The sequence below is a fragment of the Plantactinospora sp. A48 genome, assembly GCF_055793945.1.
On record NZ_JBTIXF010000018.1, the window covers coordinates 1 to 26,125 of the forward strand.

27 protein-coding genes and 2 tRNA genes are annotated in these 26,125 nt (G+C 70.3%); 14 read left to right on the plus strand and 15 right to left on the minus strand.

Going from position 1 to position 26,125, the window contains the following annotated elements; genetic code table 11:
- The 6 genes from ACXN5W_RS12305 to ACXN5W_RS12330 all read left to right on the plus strand — a co-directional run.
- The coding region (locus ACXN5W_RS12305) for an RICIN domain-containing protein (protein WP_473158356.1) at positions 1 to 511 on the plus strand (511 nt) is incomplete at its 5' end.
- 508 nt (positions 512 to 1,019) lie between these two features.
- On the plus strand, positions 1,020 to 1,685 hold the full coding sequence (locus ACXN5W_RS12310) for a GAD-like domain-containing protein (RefSeq protein WP_473158357.1): 666 nt from the start codon (positions 1,020 to 1,022) through the stop codon (positions 1,683 to 1,685).
- Positions 1,686 to 1,803: 118 nt separating this feature from the next.
- Positions 1,804 to 2,043 (plus strand): DUF7161 family protein, encoded by a 240-nt coding sequence (locus ACXN5W_RS12315; RefSeq protein WP_473158358.1) that lies wholly within the window; start codon positions 1,804 to 1,806, stop codon positions 2,041 to 2,043.
- 5 nt (positions 2,044 to 2,048) lie between these two features.
- Complete coding sequence (locus ACXN5W_RS12320) at positions 2,049 to 2,435, plus strand: hypothetical protein (protein WP_473158359.1); 387 nt, start codon at positions 2,049 to 2,051, stop codon at positions 2,433 to 2,435.
- A 371-nt stretch (positions 2,436 to 2,806) separates the two neighbouring features.
- Positions 2,807 to 3,052 (plus strand): FitA-like ribbon-helix-helix domain-containing protein, encoded by a 246-nt coding sequence (locus ACXN5W_RS12325; protein ID WP_473158360.1) that lies wholly within the window; start codon positions 2,807 to 2,809, stop codon positions 3,050 to 3,052.
- Positions 3,052 to 3,486, plus strand: coding sequence for a PIN domain-containing protein (locus tag ACXN5W_RS12330; RefSeq protein ID WP_473158444.1), 435 nt, complete (start codon positions 3,052 to 3,054; stop codon positions 3,484 to 3,486). Before ACXN5W_RS12325 ends, ACXN5W_RS12330 begins: the two co-directional genes overlap by 1 nt.
- Positions 3,487 to 3,819: 333 nt before the next feature.
- Here ACXN5W_RS12330 and ACXN5W_RS12335 read toward each other — a convergent pair whose 3' ends face one another.
- Positions 3,820 to 4,752, minus strand: a complete 933-nt coding sequence (locus ACXN5W_RS12335) for an NADP-dependent oxidoreductase (RefSeq protein ID WP_473158361.1) — start codon at positions 4,750 to 4,752, stop codon at positions 3,820 to 3,822.
- Positions 4,753 to 4,829: 77 nt separating this feature from the next.
- On the opposite strand from ACXN5W_RS12335, the gene ACXN5W_RS12340 reads away from it, so the two are divergent.
- From ACXN5W_RS12340 to ACXN5W_RS12350, 3 genes are all read left to right on the plus strand, one after another.
- Complete coding sequence (locus ACXN5W_RS12340) at positions 4,830 to 5,228, plus strand: winged helix-turn-helix transcriptional regulator (protein ID WP_473158362.1); 399 nt, start codon at positions 4,830 to 4,832, stop codon at positions 5,226 to 5,228.
- A gap of 317 nt (positions 5,229 to 5,545) precedes the next feature.
- Positions 5,546 to 5,890, plus strand: a complete 345-nt coding sequence (locus ACXN5W_RS12345) for a replication initiator (RefSeq protein ID WP_473158363.1) — start codon at positions 5,546 to 5,548, stop codon at positions 5,888 to 5,890.
- A gap of 798 nt (positions 5,891 to 6,688) precedes the next feature.
- Complete coding sequence (locus ACXN5W_RS12350; RefSeq protein WP_473158364.1) at positions 6,689 to 6,883, plus strand: hypothetical protein; 195 nt, start codon at positions 6,689 to 6,691, stop codon at positions 6,881 to 6,883.
- Between the two features lie 173 nt (positions 6,884 to 7,056).
- On the opposite strand, the gene ACXN5W_RS12355 is transcribed toward ACXN5W_RS12350, so the two are convergent.
- The 3 genes from ACXN5W_RS12355 to ACXN5W_RS12365 form a co-directional block, all read right to left on the minus strand.
- Positions 7,057 to 7,133 (minus strand) — tRNA-Ile (locus ACXN5W_RS12355).
- Between the two features lie 142 nt (positions 7,134 to 7,275).
- Positions 7,276 to 8,520, minus strand: a complete 1,245-nt coding sequence (locus ACXN5W_RS12360; protein WP_473158365.1) for an NAD(P)/FAD-dependent oxidoreductase — start codon at positions 8,518 to 8,520, stop codon at positions 7,276 to 7,278.
- Entirely contained in the window at positions 8,495 to 10,723 is a 2,229-nt protein-coding gene (locus ACXN5W_RS12365) for an MMPL family transporter (protein ID WP_473158366.1), read from the minus strand. Before ACXN5W_RS12365 ends, ACXN5W_RS12360 begins: the two co-directional genes overlap by 26 nt.
- 607 nt (positions 10,724 to 11,330) lie before the next feature.
- Here ACXN5W_RS12365 and ACXN5W_RS12370 point away from each other — a divergent pair.
- Complete coding sequence (locus ACXN5W_RS12370; RefSeq protein ID WP_473158367.1) at positions 11,331 to 12,623, plus strand: GAF domain-containing protein; 1,293 nt, start codon at positions 11,331 to 11,333, stop codon at positions 12,621 to 12,623.
- Between the two features lie 173 nt (positions 12,624 to 12,796).
- On the opposite strand, the gene ACXN5W_RS12375 is transcribed toward ACXN5W_RS12370, so the two are convergent.
- Positions 12,797 to 13,408 (minus strand): TetR/AcrR family transcriptional regulator, encoded by a 612-nt coding sequence (locus ACXN5W_RS12375; protein WP_473158368.1) that lies wholly within the window; start codon positions 13,406 to 13,408, stop codon positions 12,797 to 12,799.
- On the opposite strand from ACXN5W_RS12375, the gene ACXN5W_RS12380 reads away from it, so the two are divergent.
- Positions 13,407 to 13,715 carry an SDR family oxidoreductase gene (locus ACXN5W_RS12380; protein WP_473158369.1) on the plus strand — a complete coding sequence of 103 codons (309 nt, stop codon included), beginning with the start codon at positions 13,407 to 13,409 and terminating at the stop codon, positions 13,713 to 13,715. The two genes, ACXN5W_RS12375 and ACXN5W_RS12380, sit on opposite strands and share 2 nt — an antisense overlap.
- Positions 13,712 to 14,347, plus strand: a complete 636-nt coding sequence (locus ACXN5W_RS12385) for an NADPH-dependent F420 reductase (RefSeq protein ID WP_473158370.1) — start codon at positions 13,712 to 13,714, stop codon at positions 14,345 to 14,347. Before ACXN5W_RS12380 ends, ACXN5W_RS12385 begins: the two co-directional genes overlap by 4 nt.
- Positions 14,348 to 14,522: 175 nt before the next feature.
- On the opposite strand, the gene ACXN5W_RS12390 is transcribed toward ACXN5W_RS12385, so the two are convergent.
- Positions 14,523 to 14,595, minus strand: a tRNA-Asn gene (locus tag ACXN5W_RS12390).
- A gap of 294 nt (positions 14,596 to 14,889) precedes the next feature.
- Here ACXN5W_RS12390 and ACXN5W_RS12395 point away from each other — a divergent pair.
- A complete protein-coding gene (locus ACXN5W_RS12395; RefSeq protein WP_473158371.1) occupies positions 14,890 to 15,279 on the plus strand; it encodes a hypothetical protein in 390 nt (129 codons plus the stop codon).
- Positions 15,280 to 15,422: 143 nt separating this feature from the next.
- Here the strand turns inward: ACXN5W_RS12395 and ACXN5W_RS12400 are convergent, their stop codons facing one another.
- From ACXN5W_RS12400 to ACXN5W_RS12440, 9 genes are all read right to left on the minus strand, one after another.
- Positions 15,423 to 16,523: a YihY/virulence factor BrkB family protein gene (locus tag ACXN5W_RS12400; protein ID WP_473158372.1), complete on the minus strand. Its 1,101-nt coding sequence runs from the start codon at positions 16,521 to 16,523 to the stop codon at positions 15,423 to 15,425.
- Positions 16,524 to 16,635: 112 nt separating this feature from the next.
- On the minus strand, positions 16,636 to 17,445 hold the full coding sequence (locus tag ACXN5W_RS12405) for an ABC transporter permease (RefSeq protein ID WP_473158373.1): 810 nt from the start codon (positions 17,443 to 17,445) through the stop codon (positions 16,636 to 16,638).
- A 9-nt stretch (positions 17,446 to 17,454) separates the two neighbouring features.
- Positions 17,455 to 18,249 carry an ABC transporter permease gene (locus ACXN5W_RS12410; RefSeq protein WP_473158374.1) on the minus strand — a complete coding sequence of 265 codons (795 nt, stop codon included), beginning with the start codon at positions 18,247 to 18,249 and terminating at the stop codon, positions 17,455 to 17,457.
- A gap of 19 nt (positions 18,250 to 18,268) precedes the next feature.
- The gene (locus tag ACXN5W_RS12415) at positions 18,269 to 19,198 is read right to left on the minus strand and encodes an ABC transporter ATP-binding protein (protein WP_473158375.1); all 930 of its coding nucleotides are present in this window, start codon (positions 19,196 to 19,198) and stop codon (positions 18,269 to 18,271) included.
- Positions 19,199 to 19,268: 70 nt separating this feature from the next.
- The gene (locus tag ACXN5W_RS12420; RefSeq protein WP_473158376.1) at positions 19,269 to 19,808 is read right to left on the minus strand and encodes a hypothetical protein; all 540 of its coding nucleotides are present in this window, start codon (positions 19,806 to 19,808) and stop codon (positions 19,269 to 19,271) included.
- Positions 19,809 to 19,812: 4 nt separating this feature from the next.
- Positions 19,813 to 21,696 carry a DNA primase gene (gene dnaG, locus ACXN5W_RS12425; protein WP_473158377.1) on the minus strand — a complete coding sequence of 628 codons (1,884 nt, stop codon included), beginning with the start codon at positions 21,694 to 21,696 and terminating at the stop codon, positions 19,813 to 19,815.
- Between the two features lie 60 nt (positions 21,697 to 21,756).
- On the minus strand, positions 21,757 to 22,011 hold the full coding sequence (locus ACXN5W_RS12430; RefSeq protein WP_473158378.1) for a helix-turn-helix transcriptional regulator: 255 nt from the start codon (positions 22,009 to 22,011) through the stop codon (positions 21,757 to 21,759).
- 13 nt (positions 22,012 to 22,024) lie between these two features.
- Positions 22,025 to 22,876, minus strand: a complete 852-nt coding sequence (locus ACXN5W_RS12435; RefSeq protein WP_473158379.1) for an ABC transporter permease — start codon at positions 22,874 to 22,876, stop codon at positions 22,025 to 22,027.
- Positions 22,873 to 23,760 (minus strand): ABC transporter ATP-binding protein, encoded by an 888-nt coding sequence (locus ACXN5W_RS12440; RefSeq protein ID WP_473158445.1) that lies wholly within the window; start codon positions 23,758 to 23,760, stop codon positions 22,873 to 22,875. Before ACXN5W_RS12440 ends, ACXN5W_RS12435 begins: the two co-directional genes overlap by 4 nt.
- Positions 23,761 to 24,306: 546 nt before the next feature.
- On the opposite strand from ACXN5W_RS12440, the gene argS reads away from it, so the two are divergent.
- A complete protein-coding gene (argS, locus tag ACXN5W_RS12445; RefSeq protein ID WP_473158380.1) occupies positions 24,307 to 26,109 on the plus strand; it encodes an arginine--tRNA ligase in 1,803 nt (600 codons plus the stop codon).
- The last annotated feature ends 16 nt before the right edge of the window (positions 26,110 to 26,125 follow it).

Sequence of the window (26,125 nt, forward strand, 5' to 3'; positions counted from 1 at the left end):
CACCGCAGTCCTCAACGCCCTCAACAACGCCACCACCACCGTCCCCGGCACCCCACCCACCAGCAACCCACCCACCAGCGCACCCCCGACCAGCAACCCACCCACCAGCGCGCCTCCCGGCGGGGGCCAGCAGATCGTGGGTGGGCAGTCGGGTCGGTGTGTGGACGTGCCGAACTCGACCACCACGAACGGCACCCAGGTGCAGTTGTGGGACTGCGGCAGCGCCACGGGCCAGCGCTTCACCTACACCTCGGGCAAGCAGTTGCAGGTGTACGGCAACAAGTGCCTGGACGCGAACGGTAAGGGCACGACCAACGGCACCACGGTGATCATCTGGGACTGCAACGGTGGCACCAACCAGCAGTGGAACGTCAACTCCAACGGCTCGATCACCGGCCAGCAGTCCGGCCTGTGTCTCGACGCCAATGGCGCCGGCACGGCGAACGGGACGAAGCTGATCCTGTGGGCCTGCAACGGCGGCTCCAACCAGCGGTGGAGCCTGCGCAGCTAGGTCATCTCCGCGCCGCTGTCCCGGCCCGGCCCGGGTCGGGACAGCGGCGATACGCGTGTCGCGACCCGCCATCGAATCCGAGGAATGACCAGTGACGAGGCTCCGATACGGGCTTCGGTGCCGACCGGCGCTTCAGCCGAGGGTGAGCCGGAGGTACCGCCACGCGAACCACGCCACCACGATCACCGACGACCCTGCTCGAATCGCACCTCGGCGAGCTGCACCATCGCGCAGCAGCCGTCCTCGCCGCCGTCACTGATCAGTCTGTCCAGTAGGTCAGCTGCTCGGTCAAGCCGCCCCCGCCCGCCGCCATGCGTCGCCGGTACCGTGCTGGCCATGACCACCGCCCTTCCCCGTACCGAGATGGGTGCACCACGCTGGTGCCCGACACGCCTGACCAGCGTTGCGCCAGGCCGACCGGCGCGGGATGCCGCAGACCGCGGCGAACGGGCTGCGACGCTTCGGTAGGGCAGGAAAGTGGTTCGCGACACAAGGGGAAGACATACAAATGGTGGACGATGAAGTAGCGGAATTGGCTGAAATATGGGGGCCTCCCACCTATTCAGATCCGGTCAGCGATGATCGGCTGGCTCAATTTGCGGGCGTTGTGCCCGGTCTGCTGCTGGCGTATTGGCGTAGGTACGGATTCGCCGGCTTCGGTAATGGGTTGTTCTGGTTGTGCGATCCCGAAGTGTGGCAGCCGGCGGTCGACGCATGGACGAACGGCCTTGGCCTACCGAGAGAAGAACGATGGATCGCGGTGAGCCGCAGTGCGTTCGGCGATTTGCAGGTGTGGGGACAGCAGACGGGTTCACGGTTGGCGATCACCGCGCAGTACGGATGGGTGGTCCCTTCGTATCGGTTGGGCCGCGTGATGTCAGACGATGACCGCGATAACCGGATCTACGCGCTGTTGATGTGCCAGGACCGCCGCAGTGTTGACCTTGACGGCACCGACAAGAAGCCGTTGTTCGATCGGATACGCGCACTGCGTGGCCCGGTGGGCCCCGAGACCATCTATGGCTTTGTCCCGGCCCTGGGTCTCGGCGGGGCGCCGCGACCCGACCGGGCAGAGATCTTCAACGGACCCGTCCATCTGGAGTTGCTCGCCGAGTTCTCCGAGCGTCGCATCGTGGACAAGGAAGACCTCCTGCGCATGTGGATCGGTCAGTGACCGGCCCAGGCGCCGCCGACGGCCGGACGGCAGCTGAGCACCACCGAGCACGGCCGCGCCTCACCGGCGGGTGCCCGTCCAGCAGCCGAGAAGGCCGGCGTTGACGGTGTGGCGTCCAGTGCGGGCCACCGACACAGGCCTGCATGGACGTGTCGCGCGCCTACTGACCAGTGAGCCGACCGACGATGCGGGATGGCCGGCCGATCTGCCGGCCGGTACGACGGAAGTGGTCATCGTCGAAGACACTCCCAACCCGACAGCCACTCTGAAAGTGCAGACCAGCGGGGGCGCCGCGCCGAAGAACACGTGGGTGAGGTTTGACCAGCTCGCTGTACGCGATGCGTCCGTAGAAGGGTGACTGCGGTGTCAATGGGAGTGATTCAGATCGCGGTCGTCGGCTTGGCCGTGCTTCTGCGACTGACAGCATTCGGCTGGTTCGCCATCATCGCGGTCATCGTGAGCGCCATATCGCTCGGCATCGTGCCCGCGATCGTGCTGGGGCCGCTGATCTACGCCGGATTCTCCGCGCCACAGTCTGCCTGGCCCCTGCTTATCGCGGCAGACCTTCTGCTTCTGGTGTGCGCGTTGACGTTCGAAGACGGCGGCGACAACACATCCGCAAGTCCGCTACAGGTGCTCGTCGGCAGCCGTGGACTGTCCGGTAGCGCCACGGATAAGGCGTTCCGGTTCTGCGGTACCGCCTACCTGCTAACCCTGCCGGCACTGGTGACCTGGACGATTGTCGGTTAGAGCGGCAGCAGCGCGAAGCCGACGTCCTGTCCGGTGTCGAAGAGCACTCGTCGCTCGATGGATCCCCGACCGCACTGGATTCGGCAAAGATCAGCAACGGCCGACCGAACGTTGCCAGCCAACTGCCGTCGGCCGCGTAGGCCATCGGATCGTCCACCACGGTGGGTTGGGCCGGAGGCACCACCATGCGAACCAACCAGCGACCTTCGCAGGCACGCCGCTGCCGCTGCTCCCGGCAGTTCAAAGCCTCAAGATGATCTCGAACAGCCGTCGTCACGAGACAGCACACGACCGGCCATCGGCTGATGGTACTGACACCACTCACGGGCTGCTAGCATTGCTGTCAACCGTGCGGACGTGAAGGAGGGATCGTGGCAGCCCTGAGCATCAGAGATCTCGACGACGCGGTCCGCGAGAAGTTGCGGGTCCGCGCAGCGCAGCACGGCAAGTCCATGGAATCCGAAATTCGGGACATCCTCACCGCCGCCGTCGCCGAGGATGCGCCAGGCAACGATCTGTTCAGCGCACTGGTCGACCGATTCGCCAGGCTGGGCGGCGTCGAGCTGGACCTGCCAGCCCGATCGACTCCACCCCGCGCGGCGAGTCTGCCCGAGTGATGATCGTCCTCGACACCGACGTCGTCTCCGAACTCATGCGGGTTGAGCCCGCCCCTACAGTGCTCGCGTGGCTTCGGCAGCATGCAGGCGTCGGCCTGTACACCACAGTCGTCACTGTCGCCGAGATCCGTTACGGCATCGCACGGCTACCCGAGGGCCAACGCAGGGAATCGCTGCACCAGGCCGCCAACGAGATCTTCGCCGCCTTCCCGCGACAGGTGCTGCCCTTCGATCTCGCGGCAGCCAGCTCCTATGCCGACGTGGTCGCTGGTCGAGACCGACTCGGCCAGCCGATCGACGGCTTCGACGCCCAGATCGCCGCCATCTGCCGCACCCAGGTTGCCGCTCTCGCCACCCGAAACGTCAAGGACTTCGCCGACACTGGCATCGAGGTCATCGATCCCTGGCAGGAGACGACCGCCAGCGGGCGCTGAACCGCTCTGCGGCGTCCGAGCGACCATCGACACGATCTCCGATCGTGATTCCCGGCGAAAGGCCACCGTCAATCGCCGTCCTGCCTTGACGGACTCGTCATGAGAACCGCAACCGCCCAGGTCAGCCTCGAGGTCAAATCATCGAGTGGGACGGGCGGGACTTGAACCCGCGACCGAGGGATCATGAGATCAAGCAGCCGGATTCGGCTGTACGGATGGCTGTACAGCCAAGCCAACGGCAAACACCTAGCGATCTGGTTGTGGAAGTCCTGCTTGAGCAGGTTGAAGAGATCGTGCAGCTGGATGGGGCTCTGGGGTGCACGGGTCGGTCCGTCAGGGCGTCAGGATGATGCGCCCGCCGACGCCCCCCATTTCCAAGAGTTCGTGCGCCTCACGGGCCTGGTCGAACGGGAAGGCTCGCGCGACGCGGAGGGTGAGCACACCATCGTCGACGAGTTTCGACAGTTTGGTGAGCCGGTTCCCGTCAGCGAAGACCTCCTGCACGACGACGCGCGTGCCACGGATGGGCGGCGGGGCGAAGGGGGCGACGAGCGCAACGAAAGTGCCGGCGCCACGGAGTGCCTGATGGGCGGTGATGCCGAGGATCGCAGCGTCGATCACGGCGTCCACGCCGCCGGGGACGATCCGGCGTACGGCGGCACCGAGATCGTCCGACGAGGTGACGATCTCCGACGCGCCCAGGGCGCGTACGCGGTCGGCGTCGTGCGGGCGGGCTAGCGCGACCGTACGCAGCCCCCGGATCGCCGCGAGTTGGAGGGCGAATCCGCCGACGCCACCGGAGGCACCAGTGACCAGAAGCGTCTGCCCCGGTGCCAGCCCGGCGAGGTCAAGTGCGCGATCTGCCGTCAACCCGTTCAGCGGCAGCGTGGCCGCGTCGGTCAGCGGCACCGATGTCGGGGCGGGCGCGACGGCGGACTCGTCCAGCACCACGTATTCGGCGTGTGTGCCACCAGCGAACAGCAGGTCGCGCAGCCCGATCACCTCGTCGCCGGGCTGGAACCGGACGATATCCGACCCAGTGGCGTCGACGTGCCCGGCTACGTCCCAGCCAAGCCCGTACTGCGGCATTGGCGGCATGAGGCCGGCGGCGGTGAGGCGGCCGGCTCGGGCGGACAGGTCGATGGGATTGACAGCGGAGGCCGCGACCTTGACCCGGACCTGGTGGGGGCCGGGTTCGGGGAGTGGCAGATCGGCGACTTCGAGTACGTTCGGATCGCCTGGTTGGCGAACGATGATCGACTTCATAGGATCAACGCTAGGTAGCGATCGCTCGACCGAGAAGACGGCACTCAGAAGTGCCCAGGGCACCCGGAGGAGCCGTCATGGCAACCATCAGCGCTGCGGAGAAGCGGGAGACCCGTAGGCGCGAGTACAACGCCAACTTAGCCGAATGCCCCGGCCACGAAGTGCTCGCGACACTGAGTGATAAATGGGTCACGCTGGTCATCAGTGCCCTGGCCGACGGGCCGCTGCGACACAGCGAGGTCTCGCGCATCGTCGCCGGCGCGAGCCAGAAGATGCTCACCCAGACCCTTCGCAAGCTGGAACGTGACGGCCTGGTCGAGCGCACCGTCACCGCCTCGGTCCCGCCGCGGGTCGACTACGAGCTCACGCGCCTTGGTCACGACCTGCTTCCGCTCCAGCGGGCCATCAAGACCTGGGCGGAGAGCCACATCGAGGCCGTCCACGCCGCTCGGGCAGGGTACGACGCCACCGAGTAGCCCGACACCGCCACGGTTCGATTCCCGTCGCCCGCTCAGACACGATGGCCCAGGTCAGGGACAGGGCCGCACGCATCGATGAGTGAGCTGTGCGTTGCATCAAGGCGAGAGCTGCGATCCGGATTGATGACAGGCGGTGCCGGCACCAAAGGCTGACTCACTCGGGCTGCGGAGAGGATCACCTCTGAGGAGGGTCGGGGTTCGGGGCAGAGCCCCGAGGTCTTCGCTCTTGCATCGCCCGGCGTTCCCTGCCGGCCCGGCCGATGCCGGCCGGAGGTCGCCAGCAGGCCGGGGCGGACGCATCCGTCAAGCATGTGGTGGGACTAGACAGGGGAACCCTCGGCATCGGCGGCCGACGCGTCCTCATCTCGCGGCAATGGTCCGGCAAGACGCTGACCGACCACCGGGCCGACCGGCGCGACTGGGTCAAAGCACAGCTCGGCGTCACCACCGACGCCGACACCGCACCGGCCGGCGGCGAACAACGCCACGCCTGGGAACTCGCCAAACCCACCGACCCGGACGTCGCCCCGCTCGGGCACCGGGTCCTGCGGGCCATCTCCGAACGCATCCAATGGCGCGCACAACTCGACACCGCCAGACGCAACCAGGCACCACCCGACGTCTCGGCAACCGCCACAGCGCAGGAGGGAGCAGCATGAAGACCCGGACCATCGAACCGCTGTGTACGGCTGAGGACGTGTCGACCTTCCTCGGCATCCCAGTGAGCACCCTCTACCAGTGGCGGTACCGCAGATCGGACCGAAGGCATCTCGGGTCGGCCGGCACCTGCGTACGACCCGGCCGACGTGCGCGCCTGGCTGGAAGAGGCGGCAGACCGATGAGCGTGGTCAAGCGCCCCAACGGTAAGTGGCGTGCCCGGTACCGGGATGCCGCCGGCAAGGAGCACGCTCGGCACTTCGACCGCAAGGTCGACGCCGATCGGTGGCACGCCGCGATGAGGACGGCGCTTGCCCGCGGCGAGTGGGTCGATCCGGCTCTCGCACGAGTTACCGTGGGCGACTGGGCTGCCCGGTGGCTCGTCAACCAGGTGCAGCTCAAGCCGTCGACTCGCCAGCGGTACGGCAGTCTCCTGCGGGTGCAGGTGCTCCCGGTGTGGGAGCGCGTCCCGCTTTCGGCAGTCACGCACGCCGACGTTGGTGAGTGGGTGCGACGCATGACGCAGGGCGGTCTTGCGCCGTCCACGGTTCGGCAAGCACATCGGGTGTTCTCGCTGCTACTGGCTCTGGCGGTTCGGGATGGTCGGCTCACTCGCCACGTCGCGGCCGGTGTGCGCCTTCCCCGCGTCGGGCGCGCGGACAAGGTGTTCCTGACGCACGGCCAGGTGGGCGAGCTGGCGGCAGCGGCAGAGCCGCACGGGCTCATCATCCGGGTGCTGGCCTACACGGGGCTGCGCTGGGGGGGAGCTGGCCGCGCTTCGGGTCCGGCGGGTCGATCTGGTGAAGCGTCGGCTGCTGGTAGCGGAGTCGGTGACCGAGGTCAACGGCCGGGCCGTGTTCGGTACGCCGAAGACGCACCAACGCCGGTCGGTGCCGCTCCCCCGGTTCCTGGTCGAACCGATCGCCGCACAGATCGCCGGCCGCACCGCTGACGAGCTGGTGTTCACGTCCCCGGGCACGCCTCGGTGGCGATGACGCTGGACGTGTACGCGGACCTGTCCGAGGACGACTTGGACCAGGGTGGCGGACCGGCTCGACCGGGCGGCGGGTCGTGCTGCTGCGGACTCAGTGCGGACTGATGGCGTCGGTCCGGATCTTGACGCGGTTCGTCCGGACCGGCAACAGCATGGCTGAGCTGGACGTTTGCCTGGTGGGGCGGGCGGGACTCGAACCCGCGACCGAGGGATTATGAGTCCCCTGCTCTAACCGGCTGAGCTACCGCCCCCTGCCGGGCGAAAGCCTAACCTACCCGGCCGCGCCGCCCCAGCGCCCGACCCGCCCGACCATCGACGTGGAGCGGGTCGCAGGGCCGTCCAGGAACAGAGTCCGGAGAGCGAGGCCGGGAAGCAGGAGGCCCGGGGGCGGGGTCAGCGGTGGAGGGCGCGGATGATGGCGCCGGCGGAGCGCCAGCCGCTGGCCAGGGCGCCCTGGGTCGACGGGCTGTCGCGGTGATCTCCGGCTACCCAGATCCGGTCGCCGAGGGCCACCTGCGCCCGTAGCCGGCCTCGGGGCGGCGGGGCGGCCGGCAGCGCGTTCGGCAGTTCCACAGTCGACAGGTGGGTCCAGTCGGCGGTGTCCCGACCGTACAGTCGGGTCAGCTCGGCCCGGACGACCGGCTCGGGCGGTGCGACCGGGCCGACCACGGAGGTCGCCATCAGGTGCCGGCCCGGCGGCGCGTACGACGGCGCGGCGTTGCTGAGCACGACGGTGTTCGCGACGATCGCCCGCCGGTCGCCGTCGAGCAGCAGGATCGGCTCGGCCAGCGGGGCGACCGGCGCCGCGTGATAGTACGTGCTGAGCGCGTGCATCCGGGGCCGGTCGAGCGTCGGCAGCAGGTCGGCCGCGCCACCCGGATCGGTGGCCACCAGTACGGCTCGGCAGCGCAGCTCGTCGTCGGCTGTCCGCACCCGGCCCGGTGCCACCGCCGTCACCCGGGCCCCGACCCGGATCCGCTCGGCGGGCAGGGGCGCGGCGACGGCCTCGGGCAGCCGGCGCATCCCGCCGGAAGGTATCCCGATCCGGCCCCGGACGAACGATCGCAGCACCATCGCGAGGACGTGGCTGGACGTCTCCAGTCGACGGTCGGCGAAGACGCCCGACAGGAACGGCCGGAGCACCTCCTCGATGATCCGGTCGGACAGCCCGGCCCGGCGCAGCGCGCGTTCGGCGTCGGTCTCCGGCGCGGCCAGCAGCCGGGACACCGGCAGGGTGGCGTAGCCGGCGGCGAGCGCCGCGAAGCGTACCCGGTCGACCAGGGTGCCCACCCCGGCGCGCACGCCGGCCACGGCCCCGGTGGGTTCGCGCAGGGGGTGGCTCAGCCGGTGCAGCCGGTCGCCGCGTCGGACCAGCACTCCCGAGGTGAAGTAGCCCATCCGCAGCGTCGGCACGTCGACCAGCCGACGCAGCCTCGGGTACGAGTTGTTCAGCACCTGGAAGCCGCGATCGAGCAGGAACCCGTCCCGCTCGTCGGTGGCGACCCGGCCGCCCAGCCGGTCGGCGGCCTCGACGAGGCGCCAGGACAGGCCGGCCTGGTGCAGCCGGCGGGCCGCGGCGAGGCCGGCCAGGCCGCCGCCGACGATGACGACGTCACAGCTGTCCGACGGCCCGGTCACGCTGGTTGCCCTCCTCGGTCGGATCGGTCCGGGACAGCGCGCCGGGCCACCAGATCCACCGACCGATGTCGTACGTCAGGGCCGGCACCAGCAGCGAGCGGACGACGATCGTGTCGAGCAGCACCCCGGCGGCGACCGCGACCCCGATCTCGACGAGCACGACGAGCGGTAGGACGGCGAGTGCCGAGAAGGTCGCGGCCAGCACCACCCCGGCCGAGGTGATCACCGCACCGGTGACCACGAGACCCTTGAGCACCCCGGTCCGGGTGCCGCGCTTCCCGGACTCCTCCCGGACCCGGGTCATCAGGAAGATGTTGTAGTCGATGCCGAGCGCGACCAGGAAGACGAACGCGAACAGCGGGAACGCCGCGTCCACCCCCGGGAAACCGAAGACGTACGTGAACAGCAGCGAGCAGAGCCCGAGGGTGGCCAGGAACGACAGCACCACCGTGATGATCAGCAGGATCGGCGCGACGATCGAGCGCAGCAGCAGGGCCAGGATCACCGCGATCACGGCGAGGACCACCGGGATGATGACGTTCCGGTCCCGCACCGAGGCGTCGGCGGTGTCCAGGTCGATCGCCGTGAAGCCGCCCACCACGGCGTCCGCGCCGGGCACCGCGTGGACGGCGGTACGGATCTTCCGTACCGTCTCCTCCGCCTGCTGGCTGTCGGCCGCGGCGGACAGCGTGGCCTGGAGCTGGATCCGGCCGTCGACGACCTTCGGCGCCGGTGCGGGCTGACCCGGCGATCCACCGGGTTGGCCCGGCTGGCCTGGTGCCGTACCCGGCTGACCGGGTTGGCCTGGTTTCGCACCCGGCTGGCCGGAGCCGCCGGGGTCGGCGGCGCCGCCCGGGCCGCCCTGGGCGGGCAGCGGTTGCACCGAGGCCACCCCCGGCACGCCCTTCACCACCCCGGCCACCCGGTCGGCGCTGCCGGCCACCGCGAAAATGGTCACCGGGCTGCCCTGTCCGCCGGGGAAGTGCCGGCTGATGACCTGCTGACCGGTCTTCGCGTCGGTGTTCTCGGTGAACTGGTCGGTCTGGCCCAGCTTTGTCGCGCCCAGTTGGGTGAGCCCGAACGCCAGCGCGACGAGCACCAGCGAGGTGGTCAGCCAGACCGGCCGGGACCGGCGGCCGACGAACCGGCCGATCGACCCCCAGATCCGTCCGGTGCTCGGCTGGTCGTCGTCGCGCGGCATCCGGGGCCAGAACGCCCAGCGCCCGCCGAGCAGCAGCAGGGCCGGGAGCAGGGTGAGCATCACGACCAGGGTGGCCGCGATGCCGACCGCCGTGACCGGGCCGAGCGACCGGTTCGAGTTGAGGCCGGACAGCAGCAGGCAGAGCAGGCCAGCGATGACCGTGAGACCGGACGCGCCGATCGCTGGCGCGGCCCCGCGCCAGGCCGCCTTCATGGCGTCGACCGGGCGGGCGTGATGGTGCAGTTCCTCCCGGTAACGCGCGATCATCAGCAGCGCGTAGTCGGTGCCGGCGCCGAAGACCAGCACCGTGAGGATGCCCTGGGACTGGCCGTTGAGCTTGACCACATCGGCCTTGGCCATGAAGTAGACCGCGACGGCAGCCATCGTGTACGACATGCCGGCGGCCAGCAGCGGGATGATCCACAGGATCGGGCTGCGGTAGACGATCAGCAGGATGACCAGCACCACGCAGAGGGTGACCAGCAGCAGTGGGCCGTCGATCGAGGAGAATACGTCGATCAGGTCGGCGAGGATTCCGGCCGGCCCGGCCACGTGGACGGAGAGTCCGTCGGTGTTCGCGCCGGTGATCGACCGGAGCTGGTCGGTGACCGATCGGATCTGCTCACCCTCGGAGCTGTCGATGGGTACGACGATCTGCAACGCCTGCCCGTCCTCGCTCGGTATCGGCGGCGACAGTGGGGTGATCACGCCCGGGACCTGGGCGAACCGCTGCGCGTCGGAGTTGGCCCGGGTCTTGTCCGCGGCGGTGACGCCACCGGGTCGCTCGTACACCACCAGCGCGGGGGTGGTCTGCCGCTCGACGAAGCCCTTGGCCAGGTTCTGCGCCTTGGTCGCCTCGGCGTCGGCCGGCAGGAAGGAGGCGTTGTCGTTGGTGCTGACCTCGGCGAGCTTGCCGGAGTACGGGCCGGCGAAGGCGCCGACCGCCAGCCAGGCCACGACCACCGCCACGGCGATGGACACCGCTGTACGGGTCCGCATCATCCGCCTCCAGCCAGGTTATCGACGCAGAAAACGACGCATCGGAGTCTAGGGTGCTCGACCCGGATGCGCAGCGGACCGGCCCGGTCGCGCCGGGGACGCTCGTTCGACGACGAAGATGCCCCACCGAGGACGGTCGAACCCCGGAAACGACGATGCCCGCCGGCAACGGTCGGCGGGCGGTGATCGGAGAACAACTCCCCCGATCGGACTCGAACCAGTAACCTGCTGAATTTGCCGATATCTATCGCTGTCGCGGCTGATCATCGCCAGATCCAGTCCCCGAGCAGGTATGACACCGCCGCCCTGGTGTTGGTGGACTCGCATCGTCGACGCCGTCGAAGCGTTCCGGACGGCGTCGACGAGCCGGCGGAACCCGTGCGGCCCGCTGGCCGCCGGGTTCGTCCGGTCCGAACACCTCGCTAGGATCATCGAGGTCGTTGTCCAGGAGGCCATCGACATGGATTCATGAACAGCAGCCGACGACCCGTGGGTCCGGCTGGTCCTGGTGTGCCGCCCCCCGGTGGGCCGTCGCGGTACGGAACCGTGAGCACGGCGTCCACGGCACACCATCGACCATCCGCCAACCGATGAGAGGCAGAACCCCACCATGACGGCGCCATCAGACCAGCAACCGGTCGCTGCGGATCCGGCGGTTGCCGGGCGCGCAGCCGAAGAGGATCTGCGGGCGTTGTTCGGACAGTCCATCGCCGTCTTCGCGTCGCTCGCCGGACCGGCGCATACGGTGGAGACGGCGAACCCGGCGTTTTTCGCCGCCATCGGCGAAGGACGGGGGCGCACCGGGGTTGCGCTCGCCGAACTGGCGCCTGAACTGGCCGGTCAGGGCTTCATCGCTCGACTGGACCGGGTCTACCGCACGGGTGAGCCCTACACGGGTCGGGACGCACCGGTCGTGCTGGGCACCGGCACGCACGCGCGGGAAGCGTTCTTCGACTTCACCTACGAGCCGCGCCGGGCCGCCGACGGCACCGTGACCGGAATCGGGGTGATCGGCGTGGAGACCACCCAGGTCAGACATGCCCAGCATCTGATGGCCGAACACCGTGCCCTGCTGGAGCAGATCGCCCGGCAGGCACCTCTGACCGAAGTCCTCGACGGAATGGCCCGCTGTATCGAGGATCTCGCGCCGCAAGAGGTGCTCGTCTCCGTACTGCTCGCCGATCCTGACGGCCGGCACCTGCGGCACGGCGCCGCGCCCAGCCTGCCGGACTTCTACAACCAGGCCATCGACGGGATCGCCACCGGTGAAGGCGTCGGTTCCTGCGGCACCGCCGCACACCGGCGGGAACCGGTCATCGTCACCGACATCACCACCGACCCGTTCTGGGACGACTTCCGGGACCTGGCCGGCCGAGCCGGCCTGGCCGCCTGCTGGTCCACACCGATCCTGGCCCGCGACGGCGCCCTGCTGGGCACGTTCGCCATGTACCACCGCACTCCCCGTGTCCCCCACGACACGGATCTCGCTCTCGCCCGGGTCTTCACCGGCACCGCGGCCCTGGCCATCGAACGCCACCACATCGAGCAGGCACAGCAGGCCGCCGAAGCGCGCGCCAGGGCAGCCCACGACGAGTTGGCCAAGGCCGTCCGCGTGGAACGGGAACTACGCGCCGAGGCCGAGCAGCGCGCCACGGCAGCAGCGGAACTCGCCGCCCGGATACGCACCGCCGCGGCCGCGCAGGCCACCATGCCGCACCCCGAGCAATGTCAACTCGGCGGCACCACCGGATGCACCGCACCAGCCGAGATCAAGATCGCCGATTCCTGGGGCGACTCGGCATGGGGCTGCCCCGACCACGTCGAAGAAGCCATCATCAACGTGCGGTCGGTGTTCATCGCCAACGAAGAACTCGGCGGCCTGGCCGCCTACGTCAACCGCTGACCCGCACGGTAACGGGCGGGACGCCGGCCACCGCCGGCCCGGGGACCCCTTGCCCGGGTTGACCGACGGGCACGGGACCTGGCTCAGTAGCCGACCTGCCCTGCCCCGCGACAGACCCGTGTCGCTTGTCGGCGGGTGCGGCAGCGCATCCAGCCTGGCCACGGAGTGCCAGGTCAACTCGGCACTTCCTCCCGTCGCCGGTCATCGCTGGCCGCAGCGGGGAGGGCGTTGTCGATCAGGACGGCGGCGATGGCGGCGGCAGTGGGGAAGGCGTCGGCGTTGAGGACCCGGGTACGGGCCGCGGCACCGTCGATGAGCAGCGCGAGCTGCTCGCCGAGCTGCTCGGGGTCGGCGGCGCCGGCTTCGCGGGCGGTGTCGGCGAGCCGCGCGGCGACGGCCTTCTTGTAGTCGCGTGCGTGCCGCGATGCGGGGTGCTGAGGGTCGTGGAGTTCGACGGCGGCGGCGATGTAGGGGCACAGGGGGGTGGTGGAGGGGATGTCGAAGGCGGCGAGGAGCCGTTCGCGGGGCGTGAGGTCGGTCCGGTCGAACACGTCGGACAGAACGGAGGGGTCGAACCGGCGCAGGTATTCGGCGACGAGTTCGTCCTTGCCGGTGAAGTGCTGGTAGGCCGTGCGCTTGGACACCTGGGCCACCGCGCAGAGCTCGTCCATGCCGGTGCGGTTGATGCCCTGCTCGCGGAACAGCTGCTGGGACGCGCTGAGGATGCGCTCGCGGGCCCCTCGCCCACGGCGGCGGCCCGTGGGGCCCTTCTCCAACTCCGTCATGGGTCGATGGTACCCCCATCAGGTAACGACCGGTGTACTTAGTTTGCACTCCGGCCACCCGCCCCGTACCGTAGGCACACGGGTCGGTGTACATAACACCGTCACTCCGGGTGCACACAGCACCAGCGATTCAAAGGGGAGACCATGGCGCGGCCAGATGGGCCGCCCCGACGAGATCGCCACCGCCGCCCTCTTCCTCGCCTCCGACGACTCCAGCTACGTCAACGGCATGGAACTCGTAGCCGACGGTGGGACCATCGCCAGCTGGACCGGACAACACCCACGACCAGGGCAGGACATCCCATGAGCAACATCAGCATCATCGGCACCGGAAACATGGCCCGCACCATCGGTGCGCGGGCGACAGCGGGCGGGAACACCGTCGAGGTCATGGGCCGCGATCAGGCCAAGGCCGCTGACCTGGCCAAGGCGCTCGGCGGCGGCGCCACGACAGGAGAATGGGGCGCCGCCCCGGCCGGGGACATCGTCATCGTGGCCCTGCTGTACGACGGTGTCGTGCCGGTCGTCACTCAGTACGGAGACGCCCTCGCGAACAAGATCATCGTCGACATCAGCAACCCCTTCAATTCCACATTCGACGGCTTGACCCACCGCGCGGAGACCTCGATCGCACAGGAAGTCGCCAAGGTGGCCCCGAGCAGCGCCAGCGTGGTGAAGGCGTTCAACACCGTCTTCCGTCATGTCCTGGAGACGGGCCGGCCCGACGTCTTCATCGCTGGCGACAGTGCGCAGGCCAAGGCAAGCGTGGCGGCGTTCATCGAGAGTCTTGGGCTACGCCCACTGGACGCCGGCGGACTGAAGATGGCGCACTGGCTGGAGGGAGCGGGCGTGGTCACGGTGGGCCTCGCCAACCACGGAGTGGGGAACCTGGACTTCGCCCTCAGCGTCACCGAACTTCCCGGCCGAGCGGACGGTTGACGGATTACCGGAGGAGAGCGCCCGCCATGGAAGTACCCACCGCCACATCAGGGCGACGAAAGGTGAGCGAAATCCGGGTCACACACGGCAGCCCTACCTACTGGTGATCTTGATTCCGCTGTCCGGAGTCCCAGTTCTCGCCAGCCCGCAGGCCGGGAGCCATCCTGGTCAGAAGCTCCCCCGATTGGACTCGAACCAATAACCTGCCGGTTAACAGCCGGCTGCTCTGCCAATTGAGCTACAGGGGATCGCACAACCGGTGCGGGATCTCTCCCGCACCGCGCGACGGCATAAGAGTACAGGACGATCGGGCCGTCCGGTCCACCGGGTTCCCGACGCCCGCCCCGGCCGGATCATCGACAGCCGCCTGGCTCGGTCGCCCGGGTGTACTACCGACGTCTTTCATCGCGTCCGGCCACGAACAGGTATGAGCCGCGAGGAGGATGGGTAGGTTACCGAGCACAGACGACGCAGGCGCGACACCATGACGCCCGGAAGCAGAATCCGGGAACAACGGAGCGTCAGGACCGAAAGGAGCCGCCATGCGCGGAAAGCTCTTGTTCATCGGCGGGCTGGCCACGGGCTTCGTCCTGGGCGCCCGAGCGGGCCGGGAGAAGTACGAGGAGCTGGTCCTCAAGGGCCGCAAGGTTCTCGACCACCCGACCGTCCAGGAGGCCGCCGGTGTCGCCCAGGCACAGGCCAACCGCCTCTACGCCGAGGGCAAGGACCGGCTGAGCCAGACCAAGCTGGGCGAGAAGCTCGGTACGAGCACCGACACCTCCGAGCTGACCGCCGCGGACAACGCCTTCGCCGGTACCCCGGCCGGCGCCGGATCCACCGGGTCCGCCTCCAGCGGCACCAGCACGACGTCGAGCGGTACCGGCCCGCGGGCCAAGACGTCGGGCAGCGGCACCAACGGCAGCCCTCTCTGAACCACCACAGCAGCACTTTCTGACCGGGGTGCGGACGGCCGGTAACCTTCGGGTCACCGGCCGTCCGCCGTGTCGGGGCCCGCCGGAAGCCCGGAACACCGGGACACCACGGGGACTGGGACCGGGTGTCCCCCCGGCCGAGGTCAGCTCCGCCGGTCGTCGTCGCGCAGGGTGCGATCGTCGCGCAACTCGACGAACGGTTCACGGTCCGGTGGGCGCAGGCCGGCCTCGATGGCCCGGCTGCGTTCCAGTTCGGCGTCGAGTTCCGCGCCGAGCAGGATGGCCAGGTTGGTGAGCCAGAGCCAGACCAGGAAGATGATCACTGCGGCCAGCGTGCCGTACGTCTTGTTGTAGGAGCCGAAGTTGGCCACGTAGAGCGCGAAGGCACCGGAGACGACCAGCCAGATGACCACCGCGAAGACGCCGCCCGGGGTGATCCAGCGGAAGCCGCCATGCCGGGCGTTCGGCGCGGCCCAGTAGAGGATGGCGAAGATCAGACTCACCAGGGCCAGCAGGACCGGCCACTTGGCGATGCTCCAGACCGTCACGGCGGTCGAACCGAGCCCGAGCGCGCCACCCGCCTTCTCGGCGAACCGTCCGGTGAACACCACGATCAGGGCGCTGGCCAGCACCATCAGGCCGACGACACCGGTGATGGCGACCCGGATCGGCAGGGTCTTCCAGAGTGGCCGGCCCTCGGGTACGTCGTAGATGGCGTTGGCCGCCCGCATGAACGCCCCGATGTACCCGGACGCCGACCAGTACGCGCCGAGCAGACCGAGCACGGCGGCCAGTCCGGCGCCCTGGCTCTCCCCGAGCTGGCGAAGGGCGTCCTCGACGATCTTCTTGACCTCCGGCTGCGGCACCATGCCGGTCAGGGTGTCCTGCACCGAATGCCGCGTCCCCTCGCCCAGCAGGCCGAGCACCGAGACCAGCACCAGCAACGCGGGGAACAGTGACAGCACCGCGTAGTAGGTGAGCGCGGCCGCCCAGTCCGTCAGGTTGTCCTTCTGGAACTCCCGCACGGTCCGCTTGAGCGCCGCCCAGATGGACGTGCCGGGCAGTTGGGTGGGGCTGTCCGGGCCCTCGTCCGGGCCGACCGGGTGCCCACCGCGCCGGCCCGCGTGGCCGGTCCCGCCCGGGGCGTCGGCCGCGGCCGGGCCGGTGGTGCCGGTGCCGGTGCCGGTGTCCGGGTCGTCGGCGCCGTGTCCCGGCGCGCGACCGCTGGCGGGCTGGTCGGCCATGGCAGCCTCCTCGTCGTCGGTCGTGTCCGACTATGCCCGGCCCACCGCGTGATTAACCGCGCACCGGTCATTCCTGGCGCGACCGGCGGCTGACAGCTTGCAGAACCCGCACCTACTTGTAGAGCATCGATCCCATCCGGCGGGCGGCGACGGACAGCCCCACCACGGTGAGCAGGAGCAGGTAGCCGACGTCCACCAGCCAGGTCCATCCGCCACCGCCGGTGGTGATGCCCCGGACCAGATCGACCGACCGGTAGAGCGGGGTCACCTCGACCAGCCAGCGCAGCGCCGTCGGATAGGCGCCGGCCGGGACGAAGGTGCCGGAGAACAGGAAGAGCACGAACTGGGCCGACCCCATCAGGTCGAAGTCCTGCCAGCTTCGCATGAAGGTGGTGAGGGTCATGCCGAGCGCACCGAAGGCGAACCCGATCAGCACCGCGGTGGGCAGGGCGAGCAGCGCCCGACCCGCTGAGGTCAGGTCCAGCAGCACCATGATCACCAGAAAGGCCGCCGAGTAGAGCGTGCCGCGCACCATGGCCCAGGACAGCTCGCCGAGGGCGATCTCGAAGGGCTGCACGGGGGTCGCGAGGATCCCGTCGTACAGCTTCATGTACTTCATCTTGCCGAAGAAGTTGAAGGTGGTCTCGGCCAGCGCGCCGGTCATCGCCGAGGAGGCCAGCATCGCCGGGGCGACGAAGGCCGCGTAGCCCACCACCCGCCCGTCGGGCAGGGTGATCCGGTGTACCAGCGCGCCCACCCCCACGCCGATGGAGAGCAGATAGAGCAGCGGCTCGAAGAAGCCGGAGATCAACACGATCCAGTACGCGGACTTGAGCGCGGCGACGTTCCGCTCGGCCACCGAGGCCGACCGGCGCGGGGCGCCCTCGAAACTGACCAGCCGAGGCAGGACGAGACTGACCACGGGCCCTCCCTAGACCACGAGCCGGCGGCGGAACCGAACCCGCGCCAGCAGCCAACCGACGGTGGACCAGCCGACGAGGACGATCAGATGCCCGGCCACCGACCACCGCGGCGGGACGCCGAGGGTGGCCGCCCGGCACAGGTCCACGCCGTGCCAGAGCGGCAGCGCGTACGCCACGGCGCGCAGCACCGCCGGCAGCGACTCCACCGGGAAGAACACCCCGGAGAACAGCGTCATCGGGATCACGGCGAACCGGTACAGCAGGGCGAGGTAGCTGTCGGTGGAGACGCCGGCGGTGTACGCGGCGGCCGGCGTGGCCACCGCCAGCCCGACGAGCAGCACCACCGGCAGGGTGGCCAGGGTCCATCCGGACCGCACCCCGCCGAAGGCGGCGGCCACGGCGAGGAAGACGGCGCTGGTGGTGAACACCCGGAGGCAGAGGTAGCCGAGGTGCCCGGCCAGGATGTCGCGGGTCCGCAGCGGGGTGGCCGCCTGGGCGAAGTAGGTCTTCATCCACTCGAAGTAGCTGAACACCGGCCAGGTCGCCTCGAAGATCGCGACCTGGGCAGCGGTCGAGGCGATCAAGCCGGGCACCACGTAGTCGAAGTAGCGGACCCCGTCCACGCCGCCGGTGACGTACGCGCCGACGCCCAGGCCGAAGCCGAGCATGGTGAGCACCGGCAGCAGGAACGACGACAGGGCGCTGGCCCGCCAGGTCCGGCGGTAACCGACCAGGTGGTACTCCAGCACCGCCAACGCCGGCCACCGGGGCACCCGGGGCACCACCCGCTGATCCACCGCCACCACACCCACCCGCGCTTTCTCAGTCGACAAGGGTACGACCGGTCAGGTGCAGGAACACGTCCTCCAGACCACTGCGCCGGACCAGCACGCTGGCCGGGTTGAGCGCGCGGGACTGCACCGCCGCGACGGCCGCGTCACCGTCGGACACGTACAGCAGCACCCGGTCCGGCAGCACCTCGACCCGGTCCCCGATCCCGGCCAGCTTGTCGGCGAACGCCTCCTGGGACTCGGCCGCGAACCGCAGCTCCACCACCTCGCGGGTGGAGTGCCGCTCGATCAGGTCCCGCGGTGAGCCCTCGGCCACGATCCGGCCGCCGTCCATCACCACCAGCCGGTCGCACAGCTGCTCGGCCTCGTCCATGTAGTGGGTGGTCAGCACCAGCGTCACGCCCTGCTGTTTGAGCCGGAACAACCGCTCCCAGACCAGGTGCCGGGCCTGCGGGTCCAGCCCGGTGGTGGGCTCGTCCAACAGCACGATGTCCGGCTCGTTCACCAGGGCCCGGGCGATGGTCAGCCGGCGTTTCATCCCACCGGACAGCGGCTCGACCTTGCTGCCCGCCCGCTCGGCGAGCTGGACGAAGTCCAGCAGTTCGGCCGCCCGCGCCCGGGCCATCCGGCGCGGGATGCCGAAGTAGCGCGCGTAGGTGGTGAGGTTCTCCCGGACCGTCAACTCGGGGTCGAGGTTGTCCAGTTGCGGGCAGACGCCCAGCCGGGACCGGATCGCCGGACCGTCGTGCCGGGCGTCCAGGCCGAGGATCCGCAGCTCGCCGTCGGTCGGCGGCGAGACGCAACCGATCATGCGCATCGTGGAGGACTTGCCGGCGCCGTTGGGCCCGAGGAAGCCGAACGCCTCGCCGGGCCGCACCTCCACGTCGATCCCGGCCACGGCGGTGAAGTCGCCGAACCGCTTGACCAGATTACGCGCGCGGATGAGCGCATCCTGTCCCACGGCGCCGACCCTAGCCGCCGGGTCCGACAGGGCTCACCGGGTTTCTCGAACCCGACCCCGCCGGGTCCGGTCAGAGACCGGTGGGTGCGGTGGCCGCCCGGGCGGCGGCGACCAGCTCGTCGGTCACGGCCAGCACCTGGGGGTCGTCGGCCGGGGTGCCGGGGTCGTACCGGACGGTCCAGGTCAGGCCGTCCACCCCGGGCACCCGGCGGGCCGCCACCCGCACGCCGCCATCGTCGAGCCGGTGGTGCGCGGTGTAGCCAACCGAGCGGGTCACCCGGGCCCGGACCTGCTCGGGCACGTCGCCCGGGGACAGCAGCAGGTACGTCCGCACCGGCTCGTCGGCCACCACGAGGTAACCGTCCCGCTCGGTGACCCGGCCGGCCGGCGTGACCGCAAGTTCCCGGCCGGACCACACCGCCTTGTGTACCTCGTGCCAGCCCAACCGCTCGGTGGAGTCCGGCAGCCACAACCCCCGGTTGGTGACCACCAGCACGCCGTCCCCGCCGCCGGACTCACCCGCCTCGGCCCAGGCCAGCACCCGCTCGTCGGGGGCAAGTCGGGGTGCCCGGCCGGCCGGTAGTTTCGGCCGGCGTCGGAAGATCGCCATCCTGCTACAGCCCTCCCGCCGCCTGGTCGCGCAGGGCACGGGCGTGCTGCTCCAGCGACAGCAGCTCGCCGAAGAGCGCGAAGTACTCGTCCTTGTGCGCCACCGGGTTCACCCGCTGGATCTTCGACTTGAGTTCCCGGATCCGGCCGGTCGCCGAAGCCAGCTCCAACCGGGCCAGCGTGATGGAGACGTACCGGGGATCGGGCTCGCCGTCGATCCGCAACGGCTCGACGGCCAGCTCGCTGACCAGCGCCCGCGCCGCCAGGTCGGCACAGGCGTCGCGGACCTGCTCGATCCAGACCGCGCCGCCGGCCGCCGCCGCGGCGCCGCCGGCCCCGGCCACCGCGGTCCGCACCGCGACGTGTACGGGGTGCGCGTACGCGGGGGCCTCCAGCGCGTCGAACATCGGACCGGCCAGCACCGGCACCTGGAGGGCCAGCTTCAGCGCCTCCCGCTCGACCAGGGACTGCGGGCTGTCGACGCCCGGCGCGGGCCGGCGGGCCGGTGCCGGTTCGGCGCCCCGGCCACCGGCCTCGCCCCGGGCCGGTGCGGCGGGAGCCGTCGCGGCCGCGAGCACCGCCCGCTGCACCGGCTCGATCTCCATGCCCAGGTCACCGGCCAGCTTGCGAACGTACTCGGGACGCTTCTCCCGGTCCTTGATCTTCGCGACCAGCGGGGCCGCCCGGCGCATCGCCTCGACCCGGCCGTCGACGGTGTCCAGGTCGTACCGGCTGATCACCTGGCGCAGCGCGAAGTCGACGAGCGGCTCGCGGCGGGCGACCAGGTCGCGCACCGCCGCGTCGCCCTTGGCCAGCCGAAGCTCGCAGGGGTCCATGTTGTCGGGGCTGACCGCGATGAAGGTACGCCCGACGAAGCGCTGGTCGTCCTCGAAGGCGCGCAGCGCCGCCTTCTGCCCGGCGGCGTCCCCGTCGAAGGTGAAGATGATCTCACCGGCCACCGCGTCGGTGTCCATCAGCAGGCGGCGCAGCACCCCGATGTGGTCGGCGCCGAAGGCCGTGCCGCAGGTGGCCACCGCGACCGGCACGTCGGCCAGGTGACACGCCATCACGTCGGTGTAGCCCTCCACGATGACCGCCCGGCCCTGCTTGGCGATCTCCCGCTTGGCCTGGTCGATGCCGTACAGGACGTGTGACTTCTTGTAGATCGGCGTCTCGGGGGTGTTCAGGTACTTCGGGCCGTCGTCGTCGTCGAACAGCTTCCGCGCGCCGAACCCGATGACGTCCCCGGTCAGCTCCCGGATCGGCCAGAGCAGCCGGCGGCGAAACCGGTCGATCAGCGAACCCGACCGGGCCTCCCGGGACAGGCCCGCGGTGATCAGCTCCTGGCCGGTGAACCCCTTCTGCCGCAGATGCCTGGTCAGCGGGTCCCAGCCGTCCGGGGCGAAGCCGCAGCCGTACCGCTGGGCGGCGGCCCGGTCGAAGCCGCGCTGGGCCAGGAACTCCCGGGCCGGCCGGGCCGGTGGCATGCCGAGCTGGGCCGCGTAGAACTCGGCGGCGGCGGCGTGCGCGGCGACCAGGCGCTGCTTCTGGCCCTGCTGGGCCCGGACCGGTGCGGGACCGGCCTCGATGTACCGCAGTTGGATGCCGGCGCGGTCGGCCAGCCGTTCGACCGACTCGATGAAGGTCAGGTGCTCGGCGTCCATCAGGAACTTGATGGCGTCCCCACCCTGGCCGCAGCCGAAGCAGTACCAGACGTTGCGGGCCGGCGAGACGTTGAACGACGGGGACTTCTCGTCGTGGAACGGGCAGAGGCCCTTGAGGTTGCCGCCGCCGGCGGACCGCAGCGTGACCGACTCGGAGATGACGTCGGCGATCGAGGTGCGCTCCCGGACCAGTGCGATGTCCTCGTCCCGGATCCGACCAGCCATCTGCACCCCCCTCCGGCGTACATCCTGCCCTGCGGGGTTGATCTCGGCCAAGCCGGGCCGTCAGGCGGACCGTCCGGCGCTCGCCGGGCCCACCTCGCCGAGTCGGGGGAACGGTTCCACCGAGAAGACCACCTCGACGGGGACCTCGAAGTACGCCGCGATCCGCAGCGCCAGGTGGAGGCTGGGCCGGAACTCGCCGCGTTCCAGGTAGCCCACCGTCTGGTAGTGCACGCCCAGCGCGTCGGCGAGCTGCCGGCGGGAGATGCCGCGTTCGGCGCGCAGCATGGCGATCCGGTTGTAGACCGTCTCACTCATCGCCCCACGCCTCTCAGTGCACCCGCTGCATGGCCTTCTCGCGCCGCGCGGCGACCCGGGAGCCGGACTCCCGGCGGGCCATCCGGCGCAGCACCACCGGGGCCAGCACCAGCCCGAGGACCGCCCAGACGCCCAGCGCGAACACGGTCTCCAGGTGCCGCCAGGAGTGGCCCAGTTCCACCGCGGACATGCCGTCCGGCAGCAACGCCGATCGCATTCCCAACCCTAGCCAGTAGAACGGGAGGGCCTGGGCGACGGCCTGCACCCAGCCGGGCAGGCTGTTGATCGGGTAGAAGATGCCGGAGATGGCGATGCTGCCCATGAGCGGCAGCATGATCAGACCCATGTTCCGCGGGTCCTCGAACAGCGAACCGAGCACCGCGCCGATCGGCAGCGTCGCCACCAGCCCGAGCGCGACCACCCAGAGCAGGGTCAGCCAGCCACCCACGCCGTCGAGCGAGAGACCGTCGAGGAACAGGGCCGCCGGCACCACCTGCAGGACGAGCCCGATGAGCGCCACCCCGGAGAGCGAGAAGACCTTGCCGACGAGGTAGCCGAGCATCCCGTTCGGGATGGCCTTGGCCCGCAGCAGCGTGCCGTCCTCACGGTCCACGATGAGCTGCTGGGCCACCCCGATCAGCCCGGTGAAGGCCAGCCCCATGCCGAGGGTGCTGGGCAGCGTACGGGTGCCGAGCGAGAAGCTGGTGCCGGGCACCGTGGCGCTGCGCGTGAAGAACATCACGATCAGCAGGATGACGGTGGGAAAGAAGTAGCTCCACAGGTCCTGCGCGTTGCTGAACGTGTTGCGCAGCTCGATCCAGCCGCGCGAGACGCCGGCGCGGACAGCGATGATCGTCGGGTTCATCGTCCCAGTTCCTCCAGTGCGCGCACGGCCGCGCCACCCCGGGCGCCCGACTCGTGCTCGTGGACCATCGCCATGTAGGTGTCCTCCAGGCTCGCCCGCCGTACCTCCAGGTCGGCGACCGCGTCACCGTGCTGGCGGAACAGGTCCCGGACGAACCGGGTGGCGTCCGCGGTGGGGTGTACGAACCGTTCCCCGTCGAGCGTCCAGCGCACCTCGGCCTCGGCCGCCACCTGCCGGGAGAGCTGGTCCGCCGAACCGTCCGCGATGATCCGGCCGCCGGCCAGGATCAGGATCCGGTCGGCCAGCTTCTCCGCCTCGTCCAGATCGTGGGTGGTCAGCAGGATGGTGGTGTCGTCCAGATCGGCGAGCCGGTGCACCAGGTCGTGGAACTCCCGGCGGGCGGCCGGGTCGAACCCGACGGTCGGCTCGTCCAGGAACAGCAGCTCGGGCCGGCCGACGATGCCGACCGCGACGTCGAGCCGGCGGCGCTGGCCACCGGACAACTGCCGTACCCGGCGATCCGCCTGCTCGACCAGGCCCACGGTGGCGATCAGCTCGTCGGTGTCCCAGGGCCGGCGGATCCGGTCGGTGGAGTAGGCCGCGTAGAAGGAACCGAGGTGGGCCAGCAGGTCACGGACCCGCCACTTGCCGTGGTCCCGCCAGGACTGCAGCACCACCCCGATCCGGGCCCGCCAGTCCTCGCCGGCCCGGCCCGGGTCGGCACCGAGCACGCTGACCTGACCGGCCGAGCGCATCCGGAAGCCCTCCAGGATTTCGATGGTGGTCGTCTTGCCGGCGCCGTTGGGCCCGAGCAGCACCAGCACCTCGCCACGCCGGGCGGTGAAGCTGACGCCGTGGAGCACGTCGGTCGAGCCGTATCGCATGCGCAGGTCACGAACGTCCAGCACCCGGTTGTCATCCGGCGGGTCGACCTCATGAATCGGATCCCGCTCCCGCACCGCCGTCACAGCTCTCCCCCTGAAGACCAGATCAGTGCCTCGTAATGTAGTAGACATACTACATCGCGAGAAACCCTGAATTCCGGTAGGGTTCCCGACAACCGGCGCCGGTCCAGGCGGTGCCGACAGGCGCGGAGGACGGTGGTCGGTGATGACACGCGACAGCCGGCACCACGCGCTGCGTCGACGATGAAGCGCCGCCGAAGATGAAGCGCCACCGACGCTGACGAGAGCACCGGAACGGCACCCGACCCGACGACACCGGCAGCCCCACTGACCGGGTGACGCCGCGTGTCGACGCTGGCCGGTCCCCGCCCGGACCAGGCCGGCGACGCCGTCCACCGGACGTCCGTACCGATGTTTGCGGCCGTACGTCGTCGGTCGTTTCCCGCCGTACGTCGACGCGACCCCAGCCGAGCCGGACGCCCACCGGCGAGAATCCGTTCTCCGACTGTCCACGAAGGACGACAGATGCCCAGCCTCCCCGAACTCGTCGCCGACCGGATCGCCACCGCCACCGCCCTGGTGCTGCCCGACGCCAAGGAGATCGACCCGCAGGTACGCCGCTCCGAGCACGCCGATCTACAGGCCAACGGCCTGCTCGGGGTGGCCAGGACGTACGGCCGGCCGCCCCGCGAACTCGCCGCGGCGGTCGCCGCCCGGATCGAGCCGGACGGGCTGGTCGCCTCCTGCGTCGCGGCCGGTCCCGGATTCCTCAACGTCACGCTCGACGACGCCGCGCTGTGGCGGCGGGTCCAGCGGCAGCGGGCCGACCTCCGGCTCGGGGTCGGGACGCCGGAACACGGCGTACGGACCGTCATCGACTACTCCTCGCCGGGAGTGGCCAAGGAGATGCACGTCGGGCACCTGCGGTCGACGATCATCGGGGACGCGCTGGCCCGGATCCTCGACTTCGTCGGCGGCACGGTGGTGCGGCAGAACCACATCGGCGACTGGGGCACGCAGTTCGGCATGCTGATCCAGCACCGGTTGGAGGAGCCGGAGATCGGACCGGCGGCGCAGGACGAGCCGGCGCAGGACGAGGCGGCGCAGGACGAGGCGGCGGCGGAGGCCGGGGCGGTCGCCGTACGCCGGCTCACCCGGCTGTACCGGGACGCCCGGCTCCGGTTCGACGAGGACCCGGCGTTCGCCGAGCGGGCCCGGCTGCGGGTGGTGGCGTTGCAGGCCGGTGACCCGGACAGTGTCGCCGCCTGGCGGACCATGGTGGTCGAGTCCACCCGGTACTTCACCGAGTTGTACGACCTGCTCGGCGTGCTGCTCACCGACGCCGACCTGCGGGGTGAGAGCGCCTACAACAACGAACTGCCCTGGATCGCCGCCGAACTCGAACGCGCGGGCGTGGCGCGGGTCAGCGACGGCGCGCTGTGCGTCTTCTTCGACGACGCGCGGGGCGCGGACGGGATGCCCGTACCGCTGATCGTGCGCAAGCGGGACGGCGGCTTCGGGTATGCCGCCACCGACCTGGCGGCGCTGCGGCACCGGGTGACGACGCTGGGCGCCGACCGGATCCTGTATCTGACCGACGCCCGGCAGGCGCTGCACTTCCGGATGGTCTTCGCCACCGCCCGGCGGGCCGGCTGGTTGCCGGTGAACGTGTCGGCCGAGCACCTGGCCTTCGGCTCGGTGCTCGGCGCCGACGCCCGGCCGTTGAAGACCCGGGCCGGTGACACCGTCCGGCTCGCCGACCTGCTCGACGCGGCACTCGACCGGGCCCGCGCGGTGGTGGCGACGAAGAACCCGGACCTGCCGCCCGACCTGCTCACCGAACGGGCCCGGCAGGTGGGCATCGGCGCGGTCAAGTACGCCGACCTGTCCACCAGCCGCACCCGGGACTACATTTTCGACCTGGACCGGATGCTGGCGCTGACCGGCAACACCGGCGTCTACCTGCAGTACGCGCACGCCCGGATCCGGTCCCTGCTGCGCCGCGCGGCCGCGACGGCCGGGGTGGACGTCTCGGCCGAATCGGTGGTGCCGACGGTGCCGCTGACCGACCCGGAGCGGCGCCTGGTGCTGTGGCTGGACGGCTTCGCCGACGTCCTGACCGAGGTGGCCGCGACCGGCGAGCCGCACCGGCTCTGCGGCTGGCTGTACGGCCTGGCCCAGGCGTACACCGATCTGTACGAACGGTGTCCCGTGCTGACCGCGCCCGCACAGGTGCGCGGCAACCGGCTGGTGCTCAGCGCGCTCACCGGCGACGTGCTGCGGACCGGGCTGGAGCTGCTGGGCATCGCGGCGCCCGAGGAACTGTGACGCCCGCTCACGTCGT

Bases quoted from the DNA above. Each gene is read 5' to 3' on its own strand.
- ACXN5W_RS12310 (WP_473158357.1), top strand. From the start codon at position 1,020: ATGGTGGACGATGAAGTAGCGGAATTGGCTGAAATATGGGGGCCTCCC.
- ACXN5W_RS12330 (WP_473158444.1), top strand. From the start codon at position 3,052: ATGATCGTCCTCGACACCGACGTCGTCTCCGAACTCATGCGGGTTGAG.
- ACXN5W_RS12335 (WP_473158361.1), bottom strand. From the start codon at position 4,752: ATGAAGTCGATCATCGTTCGCCAACCAGGCGATCCGAACGTACTCGAA.
- ACXN5W_RS12340 (WP_473158362.1), top strand. From the start codon at position 4,830: ATGGCAACCATCAGCGCTGCGGAGAAGCGGGAGACCCGTAGGCGCGAG.
- ACXN5W_RS12365 (WP_473158366.1), bottom strand. From the start codon at position 10,723: ATGATGCGGACCCGTACAGCGGTGTCCATCGCCGTGGCGGTGGTCGTG.
- ACXN5W_RS12370 (WP_473158367.1), top strand. From the start codon at position 11,331: ATGACGGCGCCATCAGACCAGCAACCGGTCGCTGCGGATCCGGCGGTT.
- ACXN5W_RS12380 (WP_473158369.1), top strand. From the start codon at position 13,407: ATGGGTCGATGGTACCCCCATCAGGTAACGACCGGTGTACTTAGTTTG.
- ACXN5W_RS12375 (WP_473158368.1), bottom strand. From the start codon at position 13,408: ATGACGGAGTTGGAGAAGGGCCCCACGGGCCGCCGCCGTGGGCGAGGG.
- ACXN5W_RS12385 (WP_473158370.1), top strand. From the start codon at position 13,712: ATGAGCAACATCAGCATCATCGGCACCGGAAACATGGCCCGCACCATC.
- ACXN5W_RS12395 (WP_473158371.1), top strand. From the start codon at position 14,890: ATGCGCGGAAAGCTCTTGTTCATCGGCGGGCTGGCCACGGGCTTCGTC.
- ACXN5W_RS12400 (WP_473158372.1), bottom strand. From the start codon at position 16,523: ATGGCCGACCAGCCCGCCAGCGGTCGCGCGCCGGGACACGGCGCCGAC.
- ACXN5W_RS12420 (WP_473158376.1), bottom strand. From the start codon at position 19,808: ATGGCGATCTTCCGACGCCGGCCGAAACTACCGGCCGGCCGGGCACCC.
- dnaG (WP_473158377.1), bottom strand. From the start codon at position 21,696: ATGGCTGGTCGGATCCGGGACGAGGACATCGCACTGGTCCGGGAGCGC.
- ACXN5W_RS12430 (WP_473158378.1), bottom strand. From the start codon at position 22,011: ATGAGTGAGACGGTCTACAACCGGATCGCCATGCTGCGCGCCGAACGC.
- ACXN5W_RS12435 (WP_473158379.1), bottom strand. From the start codon at position 22,876: ATGAACCCGACGATCATCGCTGTCCGCGCCGGCGTCTCGCGCGGCTGG.
- ACXN5W_RS12440 (WP_473158445.1), bottom strand. From the start codon at position 23,760: ATGCGATACGGCTCGACCGACGTGCTCCACGGCGTCAGCTTCACCGCC.
- argS (WP_473158380.1), top strand. From the start codon at position 24,307: ATGCCCAGCCTCCCCGAACTCGTCGCCGACCGGATCGCCACCGCCACC.